Source organism: Burkholderia sp. AU31624, from assembly GCF_020420065.1.
Classification (GTDB): Bacteria; Pseudomonadota; Gammaproteobacteria; order Burkholderiales; family Burkholderiaceae; genus Burkholderia.
Window position 1 is genome coordinate 767731 of the sequence record NZ_JAIZRT010000003.1, and the last position, 19774, is coordinate 787504.

Annotated in this window: 5 protein-coding genes; 2 read left to right on the top strand and 3 right to left on the bottom strand. The window is 64.7% G+C overall.

Going from position 1 to position 19774, the window contains the following annotated elements; translation table 11 throughout:
• Positions 1-57 precede the first annotated feature (57 nt).
• Positions 58-327, bottom strand: coding sequence for a hypothetical protein (locus LGM89_RS13915; RefSeq protein WP_226273241.1), 270 nt, complete (start codon positions 325-327; stop codon positions 58-60).
• Positions 328-15165: a LysM peptidoglycan-binding domain-containing protein gene (locus LGM89_RS13920; RefSeq protein WP_226273242.1), complete on the bottom strand. Its 14838-nt coding sequence runs from the start codon at positions 15163-15165 to the stop codon at positions 328-330.
• A 407-nt stretch (positions 15166-15572) separates the two neighbouring features.
• On the opposite strand from LGM89_RS13920, the gene LGM89_RS13925 reads away from it, so the two are divergent.
• Entirely contained in the window at positions 15573-16682 is a 1110-nt protein-coding gene (locus LGM89_RS13925; RefSeq protein WP_226273243.1) for a tetratricopeptide repeat protein, read from the top strand.
• Positions 16683-16868: 186 nt separating this feature from the next.
• Complete coding sequence (locus LGM89_RS13930; protein WP_226273244.1) at positions 16869-18515, top strand: ABC-F family ATP-binding cassette domain-containing protein; 1647 nt, start codon at positions 16869-16871, stop codon at positions 18513-18515.
• 16 nt (positions 18516-18531) lie between these two features.
• On the opposite strand, the gene LGM89_RS13935 is transcribed toward LGM89_RS13930, so the two are convergent.
• On the bottom strand, positions 18532-19611 hold the full coding sequence (locus LGM89_RS13935) for an MBL fold metallo-hydrolase (RefSeq protein WP_089495733.1): 1080 nt from the start codon (positions 19609-19611) through the stop codon (positions 18532-18534).
• Positions 19612-19774 lie beyond the last annotated feature (163 nt).

Below are 19774 nucleotides of genomic sequence, written 5' to 3' on the forward strand. Positions count from 1 at the left end.
AAAAAATTTACCGACAGTCACCCCAGTAAACGGCACCCTAGGCATCTTCGTCCGTTATCAGATGAAAAACGAATCCCAAAGAATTCGCTTTGCATACGACCTGGCATCTTCTTCCGTGTCGAAAAATGCAACTTCATATTGCTCAAGAACATCTTTCCATGAGTAGCCGCTGTCCTGCAACGCTCTCCCTACGTCCGCACGCAGCCCAGACGCGAAAACATCATTATTTTTTATGTTGCCCGACAACAAAGAGATTGCCTCTTCCTCAGACGTTTCCGCAGAGGAGCCAAAGTAAGTCGCCAAAACGTGATCAACATATTCGTACATTTACTTCCCCGGATAAATGGTTACGGTCTTCCAAAGTCCTGACAACGCATCGTATTGATAGACACCCGTTGCATGCGACAGCCCAGCGTCATATCGAAGCGGTCCCGCAACGCCAGGCACCCTGCTCACTCGATCAAAGCCGCGCCCCACAGCTGCCCCTACATTGACTCCTTCGATAACGACACGTTCTGCTCCAGGTGGGGAAAAGGCGATGGCTCTATCGAGATAGCCCTCTCGAATTTTCAAGTCTGCACGAGCCAACAAAGCATCGGAGTTAAACGCTGTTGAAGAAGGAGGAACGATTGCAAACCCTGATTTTTTATCCAATACAACAGAACCGTCAGGCGCAACACCGGTTGTAGCACGAACAAATAGATCGTTTTCCGTTACAGACCCGCCATGTCGAACCAGAGCATGTCCTTCAGACTTAATTCGAGCGATTGCGGCTGAGTAGTTGATCCCAACACCACCATTGTCGACCACATACGACAACCCGCCCGTCCTGGCGAGGAAATTTTCCGACATGCGGGCTAGATTCGGCCCAAACACTGCCGCGCCACGTTCGAGTCCAGCTCCGGTTAGACGAATCGCTGCGCTCGTGGCACCGGGGGTTGCCACCGACAGCGCCGCATCCATCATGGACCCGCCCAGTCGGTAAGCTCCGCCCGCCTCGTTTTGCCGATACAGCGCATCAATCGGGCTGAGCGCGCCCTTCACCGCACCGGCCGCGATACCGCTTGCGTCGCGCAGAATCGCGCCACCAAGGTTGCCAGCTTCATACGCGTTCGCGTAGTGCGCGCCGATCGCGGCTACCGTATTCACGGGATGCGACACGACATTCCATGCACCGCTCGCGAGCGTTAGCCCTTGGTCAACAAACCCTTGCGCTGCCTGCGCAACCGGATTGAAGGCCAACTGGCTCTCGAACCAGTTCAGATTTCGAATCGTGCCCAGCTCAGCGGCCGGCTGGGGGATCGGTTCGCCGGTCGACCCAACACCTTCGATCAGAACTTGTACCCCGGAGAATCCTTGATCCAGAGGTTGATCAGCGAGCAGTTGCAGCTCGGCAATGCGCTGCGCCCTCGCTTGTTCAAGGCCCGCAGGGAAGTCGTAATTCGCCAGTGCCGTTGCGGCGCTTACTGACGGGCCGTTATCGAACCGGATGTACGACGCATTGGCGGGTACGAAACCCGTCCCGGCGGAACCTACACCACTTGGCAGGATCTGCCCGTTCATCGCTTCAATCGCCTGCTGGGTGCGCAGCTCGGTCGATGTCGGCCGACTCTTCATCCGGTCAGCGACCATATTGCCCACGGTACTGGCGACGGCATCCGCCGCAATTGCCCCGACGTTCCGCCCCAGACTCCCACCTCGAACCATTGTACTCGCCGACCCAGCCGCCGCGCGCGCAACCAAGCCACTCGCGAACCGCCCTCCGTCCGAACCCATCTGGAAACCCAGGCTCGCTCCAGCCTGATTCGCCAACGCACCCGCCTGATACCCCGCCCCCGACGCGATCGCGCTCGCCGCCACGCCCTTCCAGTCGAAACTATGCTGCAACCCCGTCGCCACGCCAATGCCCTGCGTCACCGCCGATCGTGCCGCGCCTTGCGCGATCGCCGACGGCACCGAACTCACCGCCCCCAACGCGCTCCCCACCCCCGCTGTCACGCCCGCGCCCAACGCACTCAACGCCAGGCTTTTCCAATCCAGCCCGTGCTGTGCGCCACCCGCTATCATCACCAACTGGCCGGCCAGCGCACCTGCAGTTCCCGCTGCAATCCCCGTGCCGACAGCCGCCATGCTGACGCTCGTAGCGGCAGCGCCCGCCGCCGCACTCGCGCCAGCCGCAGTGGCTGCGGCGGCCGTCCCCGCTGCCGCCCCCCCTCCTGCTCCTGCTCCCGCTGCCCCCGCCGCCATCGGCCCTGTCACTGGAGTGGACGTACCCAGCGTCACCGCCGTCACCACCACCGCCACCACGATCGCAATCACCGGCAGGAACCCGCCGCACCCACCTCCACGACTCGGCGGCGGCGGATCCGGCAGCGTCGGCTGCGTATTCCCGATCGCGCGGCCCGGATCGTACGGCTTGAACGTGCTCGCCGTGTTGTGCACGTTCGTCACCTTGTTCGGCACTGTCAGCAACCGGCCCGCCTTCAGCTCGTCCGTGCTCTTCAAACCGTTCGCGTCCGCCAGCACGTACCACAGCGTCTCGTCCCCCCACAACGCCGACGCGATCGACCTCAACGAATCGCCTTCCCGCACCGTCCACACGCCTGGACTCGTGCCCGGGTACACCCCGTTGATCGTCATGAAGCTTTCGTCGAAATCCGCCGTCCCCATCGGCGTGAACACCTTGTACTGGCTATCGTCTCCTTTCTGCAGCTTGCCCGCCAGTTCCTTCACGTAGTCAACCTGATCAATCCCGTCGTTGCCCTGGTTCCCGACTCGCGTGCCGTTCAGGTAGTAGTAGTTGTGCTTGCGATCCCCCGCCGCCCCGACGATCCTCCCGTTGCCATCCACTCGCACGTTGACCAGTTCGTCTCGCCGCTGAACCTGCCCTCTCAGGTCCGTCCAGTACGTAAACGCGCGTCCGTTGCCCGGCTGGTTCCCGCCGTCGTCGTACGTCGACTTCAGGTTGCCGTTCACGTCGTAGTTGAACCACGACGAGGCCGGCCTCCATCCCGGTGCGTTCGGATTCGTCCCTTGCGCCGTGATCTTCGATTGCTTCGCGCCGTCCCACCACTCGTATTCGTACACGAATGCGCTATGAGTTCCCTTCGCGTCGTCCGGCTTCACGTCGACTCTCGCGACCGTACCGTCCGCCATCCGCGTATAGGTTGTCGTGTTGCCCGCCACCCGGTCTCGCTCTGACGACAGGATGCTGTCCGCATCCCAGGCGCGCGTGACATCCGACACCACCTGGCCGTTGTCCGGGCGTCGCTCCACCACGCGGATCGCCCGCCCAAGCAGGTCATTGGTACGCTCCTGCGCCACCACGCCATTGATCGACTGCGTCTCCAGGTAGCCATTTGCATCGTACGTGTACCGCTCAGTGCGGCCGTCCTTCGCATAAACCGCCAGCACCCGCTCGCCCGCCGCGTTGTAGCCCAGCCGTATGCCCGCGCTTCCGGCCGCGCCCGGCACGATCGACACACTGGCGTCGTCCGGATCTACCGGCCGCTCGCCCGACAAGCTGCCCATCGTCACCGTGAAACGGTTCAGCGCGTCGTATTCGTACCAGTAGTCCTGATTCTTCTCGTGATATCCGACCATGTCGGTATAGGTCGCGAGCATCCGCCGGCGATTGCCGACCGCATCGTATTCGTACGCAACCTGATACGCGTTGTCCTTGATCGACACGACGCGATTCAACGCATCGTATTCGACGGCCGATTGCGCAAAGATGTACGAATCCCCGAAGTTCGTGAAGTACTCCGCGGTCCGATTGCCGTCGCCGTCGTATTCGTAGAGCGATTGCGTCTTCGTCGCGTTGTCGACGATCGAACGCACCATTCCGTGCGAGTAGTACGTGTAGTCCACGTCTTGCCCGCTGGACCCGGTTTGCTTCGTCAGCAGGCCGGCCCGGTTGTATGCATACAGAAATACGCGACCGCCGAGATCCGTGTGCTTCGTCAATCGACCGAACAGGTCCTTCTCGTCCACCATCGTCCGGCCGTTCGCGTCCGTGGTGGTCTTCACCCAACCGCCCGTCACCGACGATCCGACGGACCGCACCGTGCTGGCCCAGCGATAGTCGTAGCGCACGTCTCGTCCTGCGGCACTGACGGTCCGGACGATTCGGCCTTCGCCGTCGTAGTAGGTCCGTTCTCGGCCGCCCAGCGCATCGACGCGGGCGATGCGGTTGCCCGACGCGTCGTACTCGAAGCGCTCGATGCTGCGTCGACCATTCGTCAGCACCGGCCTCGCTTTTTCAATGAGACGATTCTCCGCGTCGTACGCATACTCGGTTTTGCGATTCAACTCGTCTGTCGACGTACGCAAATTGCCGAGTCCGTCGTACTGGAACACCTTGCTGTACCCCATCGCGTCCCATGATTTCGCGATCGCGGGCTGCTGCTGCCCATGGTTCCATTGCCGGGTCGACAGGTTGCCGTTTGCATCCCGCGTGCCGACGAGATTACCGAGCAGGTCGTAGTAGAACTTCGTCTCCGGCGCAAGCTCGACCTGCGCGCCGTTCGCCAACGTCACCTTGACGGTCGGCTCACGCTTGAGCGTCAAGGCCCCCATCGTGTTGTAGGACAGATAGGTCCAGTTGCCTCGACCATCCCGTTCGGCCGATACCTCCTGGAACGCGTTGTGCGCCTGCATCCGATCGATCGTCATGTCCTTCGCGGTCTGCTCGATCACACCGACAATGTCGACGTTCGTAATCGGATTGTTTCGCGTACCGGTCAGCAGGTAGCTCTGACGCTCGACCAGGACATTGCCGCCGGCATCCTTGGCCAGGTATCGATACTCGAATTCCGTGTGCGTCGGCAACGCCGACGCGTCGAACAGGAAACGCCCCTTGGCATCCCGCGTCAACGTCACTTCGGTAAACGGACGATCGTAGGCGTGGTCCTTCGCCGTGGATTGACGGTAGTACAACGTAATCGTATCGACGTTCGTCAGCGGCAAGCCATCCGTTCCAGTCGGTCTGAACTCGAAAAGGCTCGGGCGCTGGCTGCCCGTCAACGTGACCCTGGAATTGCCGGGCGAGCCGACGGTGATGTCGCCGGCCCCCATCGCCAGCGGCACGCCGGCCGAGTCGTAGGCGGTGTATTTGATCGCGTAGGTATATGACCCGGGCCGCGGTATCAGGCCTCCCGCCATCACATCCCACGCGAAATCGCCATTGCCGAGGCGCGTGATGCGCGAGTAGCGCGTCACGCCGTCCTGCTCCCACGACACCATGAGGTAATCGGTATCGGCGGGTTGCGAATGGAATACGATCGTCGACTTCAGATCGGCAAGATAGTTGGTGGAAAGCGACGGCGCGCCACCGCCCTCCGGCAAGCCGACCGAGCCTAGCACGGCATCCAGCTTCTGGCCGGCCGCGTCGTACAGATCGATTTCCACGTCCCAGTTGCCAGGGCCGTATCCGGACAGATCGATCGCAAACGCGCCGGTAACAGGATCGCGCATGACCGTGCGCGCTTCGCTCCACGCACCGGCGCCCTGCTGTCGAACCTTCACGACGACATGATCGACCAGATGCAGCGCGGAATCGCGCGCCGAATACAGGTTCAAGGTCTGTGGTGAAGTCCAGATGTAGCTGCCCGATGCATCCGCCAGGAAGCCCGGACGGCTGCTTTCCCGATCGACGGGAATCGGTTCGGACGTCACGGAAGCGCTCCCACCGGGTTCGATGTGAACGCGATAACCATCGCGGCGCAGCAACGTGCCGGCCTCACGTCCGTCACTGCCGTCCGAAACAGCCAGGAAGATCATCTCGTAATCGCCGGCGGGCAGGCTGCCCGAATCGACGCTGAACGAGTTGGGTTGACTGCCGGCGGCCTTCGGCAACTGCCGGAATGTCGAGTTCGAACCCGCTGGTCGATAGTAGAGCGCGCCTCGAGCTCCCTCGGGCAGCGAGTGCTGCGCAACCGTCAATTGATTGGTCGGGGTGTTCAGCCCGAAAAATGCTTCGCCGTCTTTCCGCTCCGTCAGGACCATGTGATCGTTAGCAGAGGCCCACATTTTCACCGTTTGCGTAGTCGACCCGATCAACTCGGGTGCTCCACTCCCGCTCTTCGGTTTCGCGTAGAGCTCCAATGTGTATTTGAAGAACGCGTCATTGTTGAAACGACCGAACGCTCGGTTAACCTCGATCGATGCAAAACCGCCCTCAGACGGCAACGCTGCCGTGAAATTTCCCGTTTCAGGCTTATAGTCCGAATGGCCTACCTGCCATGAGACGCGCGCCTCGAGGTCGTATGCGCCATACGTCCCCTTGAGATAGGGCAATGCCAAGTCGATCGATTTGACATTGAATGCGGTCGCCAGCCCGCCCAGCGAACTGGCAGCCCAGTTCATCCCGACGATCGCCCGCGGCGGGAGCATCAACCCGCTCGTCGGAACACCGAGAAAGACAAGCGACTCTGCCGTCCTGGTCGACGCCAGCTCCTGGCCCTCATTCGGCCATGTGAGCTTCGCTTGCTGATCCGTCGACCCGACCAATTCCGCGCTGCCGCCACTTTTAGGCGTGGCATAGATTTCCAGCTTGTATCTGAACTGACTCGCGGCGCTGAGTCTACGATTGAAGTTGAGCCCCAGAGGAATCTGCGTCAACCCGCCTTTTGACGGAATCGTCGACGTCAGGGTGCCTGTCTGCGGAAATGCACCGTTGCCATCCGTGATTTCCCACGACACGCGCGCTTCCAGATTGAATTCGCCGGCAAGATCCTGAAGTCTCAGATCAATCGAGTCGACGGAGAAGCGCATATTCAGTGGCGACCTACCCTGCGGGGTCCAATTCAACGCGAGCGATACAGGGCCCAGGCCAGCCGTGCCGCCCCCGACAATCGACCCGGACTCACTGGGCTGCACCGGCCCCGCCACCGGCCGACTCTGCTTCTCGATCCATCCATTGATGCTCAACTGTGTATTCGCAAACACCCCGCCATCAATCGGAATGTCGACCGGACTGAAACTGATGCGCGGCACGCTCCCCGACGTCTTCGGCTGGCGAATCTGGATGACCTGGTTACGCGCGTCGTAGCGCGTAAAGGTCTGCATCATGTCGACCTTCTGCAGCAGCTTCTCGATATCTTCCCCCGTTTCGATCGTGAGCTCGCGCAAATCGGTCTGCATCGACTCGATCTTCAGCGTCGCATTGCCGTTGCGATCGTGAAGGAACAGCCGCGACACGCCGTCGCCGAAATTCGAGCGCACGATCCATCCGGCGTTGTTGTAATCCGCATACTCCTGCCATTCGCCGTTCGCGCCACCGCCGCCGGTCCGACGCGCGACAACCTCGCCGAATGCGTTGTAGTACTGCTCCCGCAATGCGCCGCTCGTCAGCACCGCACCGCCTTGCGGATTGCGCGAACGCGTGATCCGCGATGTCTCGCGCTGCGCGGCGTCGTAAGCAATCTCGGTTTCATCGAGTTGCTGCCGCCCGTCCGCATCCGAGCGCAGATAGCTGACCAGCACCGTGTTGCCCACCGCGTCATAGCCGAACCGCGTCACCACCCCGAGCGCATTCGTCTTCGACGCGAGCCGGCCGCCCGCACCGTACGCATAGGTCGTCACCTGATCCGCGTCGCCATGTCTCGTCTCCTTGACGACCTGATTCAAACCATCGAATTCGAACGAAATCCGCGCACGCACCTGACGATTCAAATAATCGACGAACTGCGGCAAGGTCTGGCTGGTCTGCCGACCGAGTGCGTCGTACGTGAAGTCGAACTGGCTCCCGTTCGCATCCGTCTTGCGCAGCAGGTGACCCTCGCCATCGTAGACGTAGCGCGAAGCCGCGTCGGCCATCCGCTCCTCGAGTCGCCCGTTCCCGTCGACTGCCGCATGGCGGACGCCTCGCCGCGTTTCGCTGGTCAGCCGTCCGTTGCCGTCCCATGTGTAGTGCGTGACACGGTCGTCAGCGCTCGTCGGCCAGTTCGCCGCGAGCGTTTCGGCCAGCGCCGGATTCGGTGCGATCGGATCGGGATAACGCGACGCGAACCGCGTCTCCGTCAGCACCCGCCCTTCGGCGTCCCGCTCCCAGCGAATTCCGTATCCCGCGCCATCGACTTCGAGCAGCTTGTTGCCCATGCGATCGTAGAAGCTGAGCGTACGGTTACCGGCCGGATCGGTTCGCTCGATCAAGCGTCCGGCGCCGTCGTAGCGATAGCGCGTGACGAGGTCACTGCCGGCCGTGATGAAATACTCGCCGCGCTGCGTTTCGCCGGCCGACGGATCGAAATACCCGGTCGCCACGCCGAGCACGCGCGATTCGATCAACCGATTGTTCTCGTCGTAGCGGTAGCGGGTCTCTCGAACGCGGCCCGCATCGACCGGATCCGGCGGTTCCGCGCCGTTCGTCGGCGCGACCGGGTCACTGAACACCCGCACCGCAATCGGATTGCCCGCCGTGTCGTAAATCCATTGCGTCAGCGTGCCGGTCGCACTCACTTCGGCTGTCTTGCGATTTGCCGCGTCGTAGTACCAGGTAGTCGTCTTGCCGTTCGCACCGGTTTGCCGAATCAGATTGCCGCGCGCATCGTACGCGCGGGTTTCGAATGGCTCCGTCGTGTGCGTTTCGCCCGACGCCGTGCGAACGGTCAACTTGTCGCCCGTCTGGCGGATCAGGCGGCCGAGTGCATCGTATTCGAAACGCGTGATGCGCTGCTCGGCCAACTCCGCCGCCTCGATCGTCGCGGTGCGACGACCGGCTGCGTCGTACAGGTGAAAGTTCTGTACCGTCCGGCCTTTCGACGTAACGGGCAGCGTCTCGGATATCACCAGGCCGCGATTGTCGTACCCATACTGGAAGACGGCACCGATCTTGTTCTGATAGAAGATGCGGTCGCCGAACCCGTTGTATCCGTATGACTCGACGCCGCCTTCAGCGTCGGTCGATTTCACCAGACGGTCGAGCTTGTCGTATTCGAGCATCGTCACGGCGGCCGGCCGGCCACCTTGCAACCCCGGCAACACCGCGGATACATCGCCGTTTGCGGCGAGCGCCGACCAGTCGAGCGTCCCGCGCTCGAAGCGCGCGACGCGAACCGGCTGCCCCGACGCGCTATATTCGGTCCGGACAACCGCGCCATCCGGGTTCACCTGCGCGACGACGCGGCCGAGACCGTCGTAAAACAGCTTCGCGGCGACACCTTTCGTCACGCGCTCGACTGCATCGCCGAACGCGTCATAGGTCGTTCGATCCGCATGACCGAGCGGATCCGTGGCCTCGATCAACCGGCCGACGGCGTCGTAGCGGTAACGAGTCGCGTATCGGTCTATCAGCGCGTCGCGCTGAGCAGCCGTCAACGCGGCGGCCGCTAGCGCGCGGTTCTGTTCATCCACATAGCCGAGCGACTTGCGCTGCGCAAGCGCCCAGTCGCTGTCGGATTCCGCGAGCTCGACGCCACGCGGATCGACACGAGCGATCACGTTGCCGAACGCGTCGTATCGATAGGCGAACGCTGCGGCGACCGCCGAGCCGAAGGCGCGCACTTCCCGGGTCATGCGCCCCGCCGCGTCGAACGTCGTGCGTGTCGACACCTGGCGGTCCGTGCCGACTGCGGCGATCGTTTCCACCGCGCGACCGAACGCATCCAGCACGTAATGCGTCGCAACGCCCGATGCATCGATGACGCCCGTTACCCGGCCCGCACCGTCGTGACGATATTCCGTCACCGCCGTCGCAGCTGCCACCGGTTTGGCGGGCAGAAGTTTTTCGGCTGCGCCGAACGGCATGCCGCGCTGCGCGTCCACCGCCTCACCGTAGCGAATGGTCTTCCGAAGCGAGGCACCGTCGTATTCGTGGCGCGTCAGGTAGCCTTCCGCGTCGATGCTATCGGTCACCCGGTCGGCATTGTCGTAGCGCCAACTTGCAACACGCGTCAGGATAAACCTCCTTTCCGTCTCCGCCCAATCGAGCATGTCTCTTTCGGTTGGCTCGGTGAAACCTGCCATGACCTGCCATGCGCTGCGCAATGCATTGACGCGCTCGAGCAGATTGCCGTTAACGTCATAGCAATTCTGCGTCACATAACCCAGCGGATCGATGACGAATGCGACCCGGTTTGCTGCGTCATAGGCAGTGCGCGTCACGCGACTCTCGCTCCGCGAATCATTGACACCGAGACCCCGCAACTGGTCGGTTATCGCGGCTTCGGTCGCAGGCTGCGTCGCATCGAGCACCTTTCCATGCCGGGCGATCGACACGGCATTGCCGTTACCGTCATAGCGAAACTCGGTCAACGCGCCGAGCGCGTCGAACGTGTAGCGCACCCGCCCCTTGAGGTCGTAGACGTGACGCGTCGTTCGATCCCGGCCGGGCGAAGCCGCGATGCGCGATTCGAGATTGCCGACCGTCAGCACGCCGCCGGCGTCGTCGAGCAATCCGGCATTCGTCGTCGCGTACTGGGTGCGCGCCACCACGCGTCCTTCCGCATCGACGCGGCTCAGCACGACCGCCCCCGTCGGACCGACCTCGCAGATCCGCCGATTCTCCGCGTCGTAACCGTATCGCGTGACCCCGCCCGCCGCATCGACCACCCGGATCACGTTGCCATTGCCGTCGTAGCGATACGTGGTCGCCAGCGCGAGCCCGTCCGGATCGACGACCGTGCCGACCAGGCGGCCCGCCACGTCGTATTCGTGACGCGTCAAGCGCGCGCCTGCCGTACCCGCCCCCTCCGTCACCGTCAGCACCCTGCCGGCGCCATCGTATTCGAACGTAGTGCGCAGGTTGAGCCGGCCCTCGCCGGCATCGGTCACGACGGCGACCCGGCGCCCGTTAAGATCGTATTCGGTCGCCACCACGGTGCCCGACGGCTCCGTCGTCCGGACCAGACTACCCTTCGCATCGTACACATAGCGCGTCACGAGATTCAGGCCGTCCGGATCCAGCGTTCGTGTCATCACACGTCCCGCCGCATCGTACCGATAGGTCGCGCGCACGCCGCGCCCATCCATTGTCTCGATCAACTGGCCGGCACGATCGTAACGCTGCCGGGTGACGCCGGTCGGCGAAGTCGTATCGATCAGACGGCCGTCCCTGTCGTACGCGAATTTCGTCGTGACGCCGCGCCCGTCGGTCACTGCGATGGTCTGGCCGAATTCATCGTAGGTCGTCACGGTCTCGATCCCGTCCGGCATCGAGACCGTGAGTTGACGCTTGTCGGGTGCATAACCGTAACGGGTCGTCGCGCCGGCACGGTCGGTGCGCGTCAGTACGTTGCCGAACGCATCGTAGGTCATCCGACTCTGCCGACCGAGGCCGTCGGTCAGCACGACCGTGTTGCCATTGCGATCGTATTCGCGTCGCCGAACGACGCCGTTCGCGTCGACCGCTTCGACCTCGCGCCCGAAGGCGTCGTACACGGCGTGCGTGACGATATTCAGGCCGCCCGGATCGACGGTTGTCCGTACGGCTCGCCCAAGCCGGTCGTAGTCGACCGCGCGTATCGACCGCTGGCCCGCTGACAGCGTCTGACGCGTGGCAATCTCGTTGCCCAACGCGTTATAGGTCCGCCAGGTAACGAACGCCTGTGCGTCGACGCTCCGCACCAAGCGCCCCGCCCGGTCATATGCAAAGGTCGTGCGCGACCCCCGGTCGTCGCCGAGCACGAAAACCGCCTGCCGCACGGCGTCGGTCAAGACACCACCGTTCAACCGATCGAGCGCGTCGCGCTCCATACGCCGCGCATAGGCAATCGCCTGCGTCAGATTGCCGAGCGCATCGTAGCGCTGCTCGGCAATCTCGCCGAGCGCATTGATCCGATGGGTCGTACGTCCAGCCGCATCGTAGAAATAGAGGGTACGGCGGCCTTCCGCGTCCGTCGACGAGGTCCGGCGTCCCGCCGCATCATATGCGAAGCGGTCTCCCCATGCTTGCCACACAGCGTCGACCTGCGCTTCGGTCGGCCTGGTGCCCAGCGCGGCGAGTGCCGCCGCGCCCTCTCCCGACAACTGCGCGACCAGCCGCCCCTGTATGTCGTAGCGGTAGTGCCGTGTCCGGCTGCCGGTCGTCTCGCTCGTCACGCGCCCTTCGCTGTCGTACGTGTAGCGTGTCGCGGATGCTCCCAGCATCGTTCCGGTGGTCCGTTCGAGGAGGCGGCCCATCGCATCGTAGCGGTACGTGGTCCGCTCCTGCTTCGTCGAGGCAGCCTGCCAGTATTTCACCGTCTCGGCGGCGTCGAGCACATAGCGTTGGGTCTTCTCGAGCGGTCCCGACGGCCGCCCGTTCGGCGTCGTGCCGGTCCGCGCGAACGGTCGATGGCCGAACATCGCGTTCTGGACCACCGCATCGTCCATGAACGAGCCGAAGACGAATTCGACCCGGTGATCGTCGGCTGGGATGACGCCCGCGACGTCGATCGCGTAGCGCCGCGCGGTCGTGGACATCACGTCCACCTTGCCGACGTCCCTGCCGTCGACACGGACCGTGAGCACCGCGCCAGTCAGCTTGGGACGCTCCAGCCTCGCCTCGAACGTCAGTCGTACGGTCTGCGGCGTGCGCAATGCGTCCGGGTCCACTCGTTCGCTGCGAATACGCTGCGCCACGTTGCCGAATTCGTCGTACTCGTACACGGTCGAGTGCCCTTCGCCGTCGATTTCCGTGCGCAGCAGGCCACGCGCATCGTAGCTCGCCTGCTCGCGAACGTCGTTGGCGCTTTCCGCGGGACGGAAATCAAGCACGGACGCCGACGCGCGCTTCGCATCCGCAACGGCGGTCGCATAGCGGATCGTCGCGATACGCCGGCCCGCCATGTCGTACTGGTATTCGGTCAGATAGCCTTCCGCGTCGATCTGCCCGTGCAACAGGCCGCTAGCGTCATAGAAATAGCGCGTGCTGCGGTCGGCGGCCGACTCGGCTGGCGCAGCGCCGGCCATCGGATCACCATTGCTCGCGTCGACGCGCGTCGCATACTGGAGGGCCTGCAACAACCGGCCCGCATCGTCGTACCGGTACTCGGTCAGCGCTCCATCGCCGTTCACGCTGCGCACAAGCCGGCCCGCACCGTCATACGCACGCCATTGGATCTGATCGGCTCCATGCGGCGCGGGACGCACACGCTCGAGCACGGCAGCGCCGGCCGATCCGTCGGCATCCGCTAGCGCTGCCAGCTGTGCGGCCGCCAGCGGCGTCGCGTAGCGGATCGTGCGCGCGACCTGCCCTGCCGGCGTGTACACGTATTCGGTCAATCCACCAGCCGCGTCGACCTGCGCGATCTTGCGGCCAGCCGCATCGTGCAGATAATGCGAGCGCTGGCCGACCGCATCGGTTTCCATACGCAGCCTGCCGGCAGCGTCGTAGGTATAGCCGACCTGAGACAACAGCACGTCCGCCGCGGACTCGGCGAGCGCCACCAATTCACCTGCTGCGTTGAACGTAGACGTCCGCGTGAGGCCGTTGGCGAACGTGACGATGGTCTGGTGACGCGCATCGTCGTAACGATAGAGCGTCAACGTGCCGTCGAAACGGCGCGCCGACAGCATTCGCCCGAGCCCGTCATAAGCGAACTGTTCGACCTGCTGTTTTCCCGGCGCACCGATAAGTCGTTGCAGCAAACGTCCGAACGGATCGTAGACGTAGCGGGTCTGCGTCACTTCACCGGCCCCCGCACGCGCATCACCCGAGCCATCCTTCAGCAGGCGGCCGTAGCGCGTGACGCTCGCAACGTTGCCGCGAAAATCGTATGCCGTGTCGGTGCGGGTACCGGCGCTCTTGTCAGCCAGGCCGGCGACCCAGCGGGTCAGCTCGATCTCGCCGAACGCGGTTCCCTCATAGCCCGCGCCGGCATACGTCAAAACCGAAATCTGCTGGCCGAGTGCGTTGTAACGGTATTCGGTCACGCGCTGCTGTGCATCGACGACGAACCGGAGATGGCGCCGCGCGTCGTACACGTAGGTCGTACTGGCGCGTTCTCCGCCCCCCTCGCCGACCCGGGTGATCTCCTCGAGCAATTCGTTGTGCGCGCCATAGCGCCACTCGACGACAACGCCTGCCGCATCGCGCTGCCAGACACGGTTGCCGTTCGCATCGTAGCGATATTCGACGCCGCCGCCCGCCTCCTCCACCTTCACGACATTGCCGGCTGCATCGTAATGAAACCGTTGCACGCCGCCCGCAGGCGGCACGCTCTCGACGAGCCGGCCCCGGTCGTCATACGCCAGCACGGTCGCCGCCCCGAGCGGATCGGTGATCGTCGTCCGGCGCGCGTCGAGATCGTAGTCAAGACGCGTCACGCGCGCGACGCCGCCGTCGGCACGCTGTGCGATGCTCGTCACCCGGTATTCGCCGCCCAGCAGCGCGTAGGTGAATGCCAGCTCGGCGCCATCCGATTGCGCGATCGCCGCCACTCGGTCGCTGTTGCCATCGTAGCTATAGGTCGTCGTGAATACCCGGCCGTCGGCGATGCTACTGTCGTCGGGCGAGAGATCGACGGTCACCGTCGACAGGCGGCCCGCCGTGTCGTATCCGTAACGCACCGCGGTCGATGTGCGCTGGCTGCCGTTGCTGTCCGTATAAACGGTGCGCAAGCGCGCGAGCCGACCGCCCACATAATCGAGATAGGTCGACTCGCCGCTCGCGGTACTCACTCGACTCAGCAAACCCGCGCTGTCATAGGCGTAATCGACACGGTTGCCATCGCTGTCGGTGCTCGAAAGCAGGCGCCCGCCGCGCACGGCATCGTAGCGCTCGGCCACGCGCTTGCCGCCATCCTGCCAGTCCCACTGCCGCAGGCCGGCGTCGTACGCCAGCGTCGCCCGCGCACCCACGCCGCTCGTCGCGACATAGAGCCGCCGCTGCGCGTCGTAACCGTAGATGATCGTCGAGCCGTCCCAATCGGTTCGCGTCACCGTACTGCCAACCTCGTTGAGCTTGCCGGTCAACTCACCCACCGTGCGTGCCCCGCCCGGACGCCAGCCATCCGCGGCCACGCGCCCCTGGCTGTTGTATGCACGGTGTATCGCGCCATTCACGCCTCGGCCGATCAACATCAGGTCGAGATCCTGAACCATCAGGTTGCCGTTCGCCGCGTTCACGTAGACCTGCTCGCGAGCCTGACCGAACGACGCGGTACCCAGTTGGCCGCGCGCCCCCAGACCCAATGCCGATGACGATTGCAAGCCCAACCCGTTGCCCGTGACGATCGCTACCATGGCGCCCCTCGATCTTGTTCGTGATGTAAATCGCGCACCGTTGGAAACACGGCGCGCGTTGCAAACAGGTTGTCGAAGGATTTCGTCGATGGTTTAGTCGCCGGTCCCTCGACGCCCTGCCGCCCGCCCCTCTTGCCATCAGACAAGATCGAACGACGACGCGCACGAATCAGTCACGGTCCGAATCGCCATCTTTTCGGCCAACCAATCAATTTCGAGATGAAGGTCGAAAGCCGAGACGATTTGGTCAATGAGCGCATGCACTGTTATGCTGGGTTCCGGCGCCGCACGCGTGCGTCGTTCATCGCGCCTTTCGTCGCATTTCGTGATCGCGCGCCCGCAACCCGTCGATCGATCAGGAATCCAAGACGATGCCGACTCAACCTTCCTCTCTCGCTTCCGACATGATGGCGACGGTCCGCGTCGAGCGGCTGATGTCATTCCTGGATGCGGACCCAGACAATCTCAATTTGCTGGCCGATGCGGCCGATGCCGCATTCGACGCGAACGACGTCGCCTTATGCGACGCGCTGCTCGATCGCCACGCCGCCCATGCACCGCTGCCACCTGCACTCGCTCACCTGCGAGGCCTGGCCGCGCTGTCGCAGCGTCGATTCGACGCCGCGCTACGCGCATTCGCGCCGCTGCTTGCGACGCACGGCGAGGGGTCGATCCGCTACAACGCCGCTTACGCAACCGCGATGCTCGGCCGCTTCGACGATGCGCTCGACATGCTCGACGACGCCGCGGTCGCTGGCGTCCCCGGCGCGATTCCATTGACGCTGCGCGTGCTTCATCATCTGGGCCGCCTCGACGACGCGATCGCACTCGGCCGGCTCCACGTCGACCGCCCCGACGCCAGCCCCGACCTGTACGGCGCACTCGCCACCGCACTCTTCGACGCAGCGAACCTCGACGAAGCACGCCGTTGCGCCGAATCGGCCGCCGACACCGTCGATGGCCTCACCGTGCGCGGCCTCCTTGCGCTCGACGGCCCATCGGTCGACACGGCACGCGAGCTGTTCCGGCGCGCGCTCGCGCTCAACCCCGACAGCGCTCGCGCAACGCTCGGCATGGGTCTCGTCGAATTGTCCGAACGGCATTTCGACACCGCCTGCAAATTGCTCGACCAGGCTGCAAACAACCTGAAAGTCCACTCAGGTGCCTGGGCCGCCGCCGCTTGGGGCCAGTTGTTCGATGGCGCTCCGGATGCCGCGCGCCCCCGCTTCGAACGCGCGGCGGCGCTGGACGGCGGCTTCGCCGACGCACATGGCGGCCTGGCGGTGGTCTGTGTCCACGACGGCCGCATAGACGAAGCGAAACACCATGCGGAAATCGCGCGGCGGCTCGACGCCTCGTGCCTGTCCGCCGCGCTGGCCGAAAGTCTGCTGGCGACACGGGCCGGGAATGAACGGAAAGCCGGCGAGATTCGACAGGCGGCGCTCGACCGACCGCTCGGTCCTGACGGCAGGACCCTCGCGAAAGCGCTGTTGATGCGCGCCGGACGCGGCGCATGACGTGGCGCGCAAGCGACGGTGCGTCCGACCGTCGCTTGCGGCCCGCGCGCCGCGCTTGCTACACTGCGCGCCTATTCCTCATACCGGACGCCAGCCAAAGTGAACAACTAAGCCTTCCCAAAATGTTTTCGCCGCCGTGCCACGTACGCCGCGCGCGAAGGTCTTCACGCATTTTTGGAGGTGCTTATGGCTGCAGCCACGCCCACCGGCGCGCTCGTCGCGCTTCATCACGTTTCCTTCCGCTTCGACGACGGCTTCACGCTGTTCGATTCGCTCAACCTTTCCATCGATCGCACGCCGACCGGCATCGTCGGCCGCAACGGCATCGGCAAGAGCCAGCTCGCGCAATTGATCGCGGGCCGCTGCGCGCCGAGCGCGGGGGCGATCGAGCGGCACACGCACGTCGTCTACGTCGCGCAGCAGCACGACTACGGTGGCGTATCGGCCGGCCCGCGAACCGTCGCGCAGATCGCCGCACTCGATGCACCGCTCGGCGCGCTCGCACGTCTCGCCGACGGCCGCGCGGAACCGCACGACTTCGACCTGATCGGCGATCGCTGGGATCTCGCGGAACGGCTGCGCACCGCGCTCGACGCGGCCGGCCTGCACGACGTGCAACCCGACACGCCCGCGCAGGCACTGAGCGGCGGGCAGCTCGCACGCGTCGCGCTGATCGGCGCGCTGCTGTCCGGCGCGGGCTTGCTCGTGCTCGACGAACCGACCAACCATCTCGACGCGTCGGGCCGCGCGTGGCTGCGCGCGGCGCTCGACGGTTGGCGCGGCGGCCTCGTCATCGTGAGCCACGACCGTGCGCTGCTCGCCGACGTGCAGCGCATCGTCGAGCTGACGCCACAAGGCGTGCGCGCGTACGGCGGCAACTACGCGCTCTATCGTGCGCAGCGCGACGCGGAACAGGATGCCGCGCAGTCCGCGCTCGACAACGCGCGTGCCGAACGCGGACGCGTCAGGCGCAGGCTCGAACAGGAACACGACACGATCCAGCGCCACGCGGCCGCGTCGCTGCGCGACGCGAAGACGGCCAACCTGTCGTCGGGGGCAAAACAGAGTCGCAAGGGTGCGGCGCGCAGCATCATGGGCACGGTGCGGCGCCACCAGAATGAATTCAAGGCGACGCTCGACGAACGCGTGCAGGAAGCGGCCGCGCGCGTCGAAGCCGATGCGCCCGTGCTCGTGTCGCTGCCGGGCACCGAGGTCAGCGCACGCCGCCAGCTGTTCACGCTCGACCGCGCGCAACTGCCGTGGCGCATCGCCGGCGATGCCGACGCGATCACATGGTCGGCCAGCGGCCCGGTGCGCATTGCATTGACCGGCCCGAACGGCTGCGGCAAATCAACGTTGCTGCGCATGCTCGCGGGCGAGCTTGCGCCGCGTTCGGGCGCATGCACGACACACGTAAGTGCCGCGTATCTCGACCAGCGGCTCGCGCTGCTCGATCCCGATCGCTCGATCGTCGAGCAACTGGGGCTGCTCGATACGCCGCTCGCCGAAGGCGACCTGCGTAGCCGTCTCGCGTTGTTGCAGCTCGACGCGGTACGCGCAACGCAGCCGGCGCGGCAACTGAGCGGCGGCGAACGGCTGAAGGCCGCGCTCGCGTGCGCGTTGTGGCGCGGCACGCCCGCGCAACTGCTGCTGCTCGACGAGCCGACCAATCACCTCGATCTCGAATCGGTGCGGGCGATCGAAGCCGCACTGGCGGGCTTCCCCGGCGCGATCGTGGTCGCGTCGCACGACCCCGCGTTTCTTGCGGCGCTCGACCCGACGCATACGATGCAATGGCATCGCGACGGGTGGCGCTACGAACCCGTCGCTTGAGGAGAACGAAACGGTGTCAGCCGGCGGTGCGGAACCGCAGCACACCGTCGTCGCCCTGCTCGCGCACGAGCTCGCCCGCGAGCCACAGCAGGTTCAGGTGCGCGAGCGCCTCGCCGAGCGCGAACGTCATCTGGTGGATGTCGAGTTCGCGGCGGCGGAACATGATCGGCACGATGTCGGCCGCGCTCATCGGCTGTTCCGCGCACGCGACGCGCACTTCGGCCAGGCGCGCGTCGTGGTGCTCGCGCAGTTGCGTGATGCGCGTGCGCACGCCGCGAAACGGCTTGCCGTGCGACGGCAGCACCAGCGTATCGGGCGCCATCGTCTCGTAGCGGCCGAGCGACTGCAGGTACAGCGCGAGCGGGTTCGCCTCCGGTTCGAGGTCGAACACGGACACGTTCGTCGAAATGCGCGGCAGCACCATGTCGCCGGAGATCAGCACGCCGTCCGCTTCGCTGTGCAGCGCGCAATGTTCAGGCGAATGGCCGAAGCCGGTCACGACGCGCCACGTGCGCGCGCCGATCGTCACCGCGTCGCCTTCGCGCAAGCGCCGGTAGCGCGGCGGCACGGCCGGCACGAGATCCGAGTAGTAGTGGCGGCGGTTGCGCAGCTTGTCGAGCGCGGCCGGATCGGTCAGCCCGTGGCGCGCGAAGTGATCGGCGGCGGCCGCGCCGCCCGCGTTCGAGCCGTTGCCGGCCGCCATCAGGCAGCCGAACATGTACTCGCCGAGCGTCATCCACAACCGCACGTTCCAGCGGCCCTTGTCGCCGCCTTCGCACAGCCAGTTCGCGAGGCCGAAGTGATCGGGGTGGCAATGCGTGACGAGCACGCGCAGCACGGGCAGGCCGTCGAGATGCGTGTCGAAGATCTGCTCCCAGTGCGCGCGGATCGCATCCGACGCGATCCCGCAATCGACGATCGTCCAGCCGGCCTGCCCGTCGATCTCGTCGCGCAGCAGCCAGAGGTTGATGTGATCGAGCGAGAACGGCAGCGGCATGCGCAGCCAGCGCACGCCGGGCGCGACCTCGAACGTGTCGCCCGCGGCGGGCAGCGTATCGGCGAAGGGATAGTCGAGTTGGTGTTCCAGTGCGTTCATCGGTGGGGCGTCTCGTCGTTATCGGTGCGATTGCGCGCGGGCGGCAGGCCATGGCGGGCGTTCCGCCGATTCTATCGCCGTCCCGGGGAACGCGTGCCCGGCGGCTTGCTGCCCGTCAAAAAAAGTTCGTGCCAGAATCGGTTCCGTACCCGTATCTTTACGC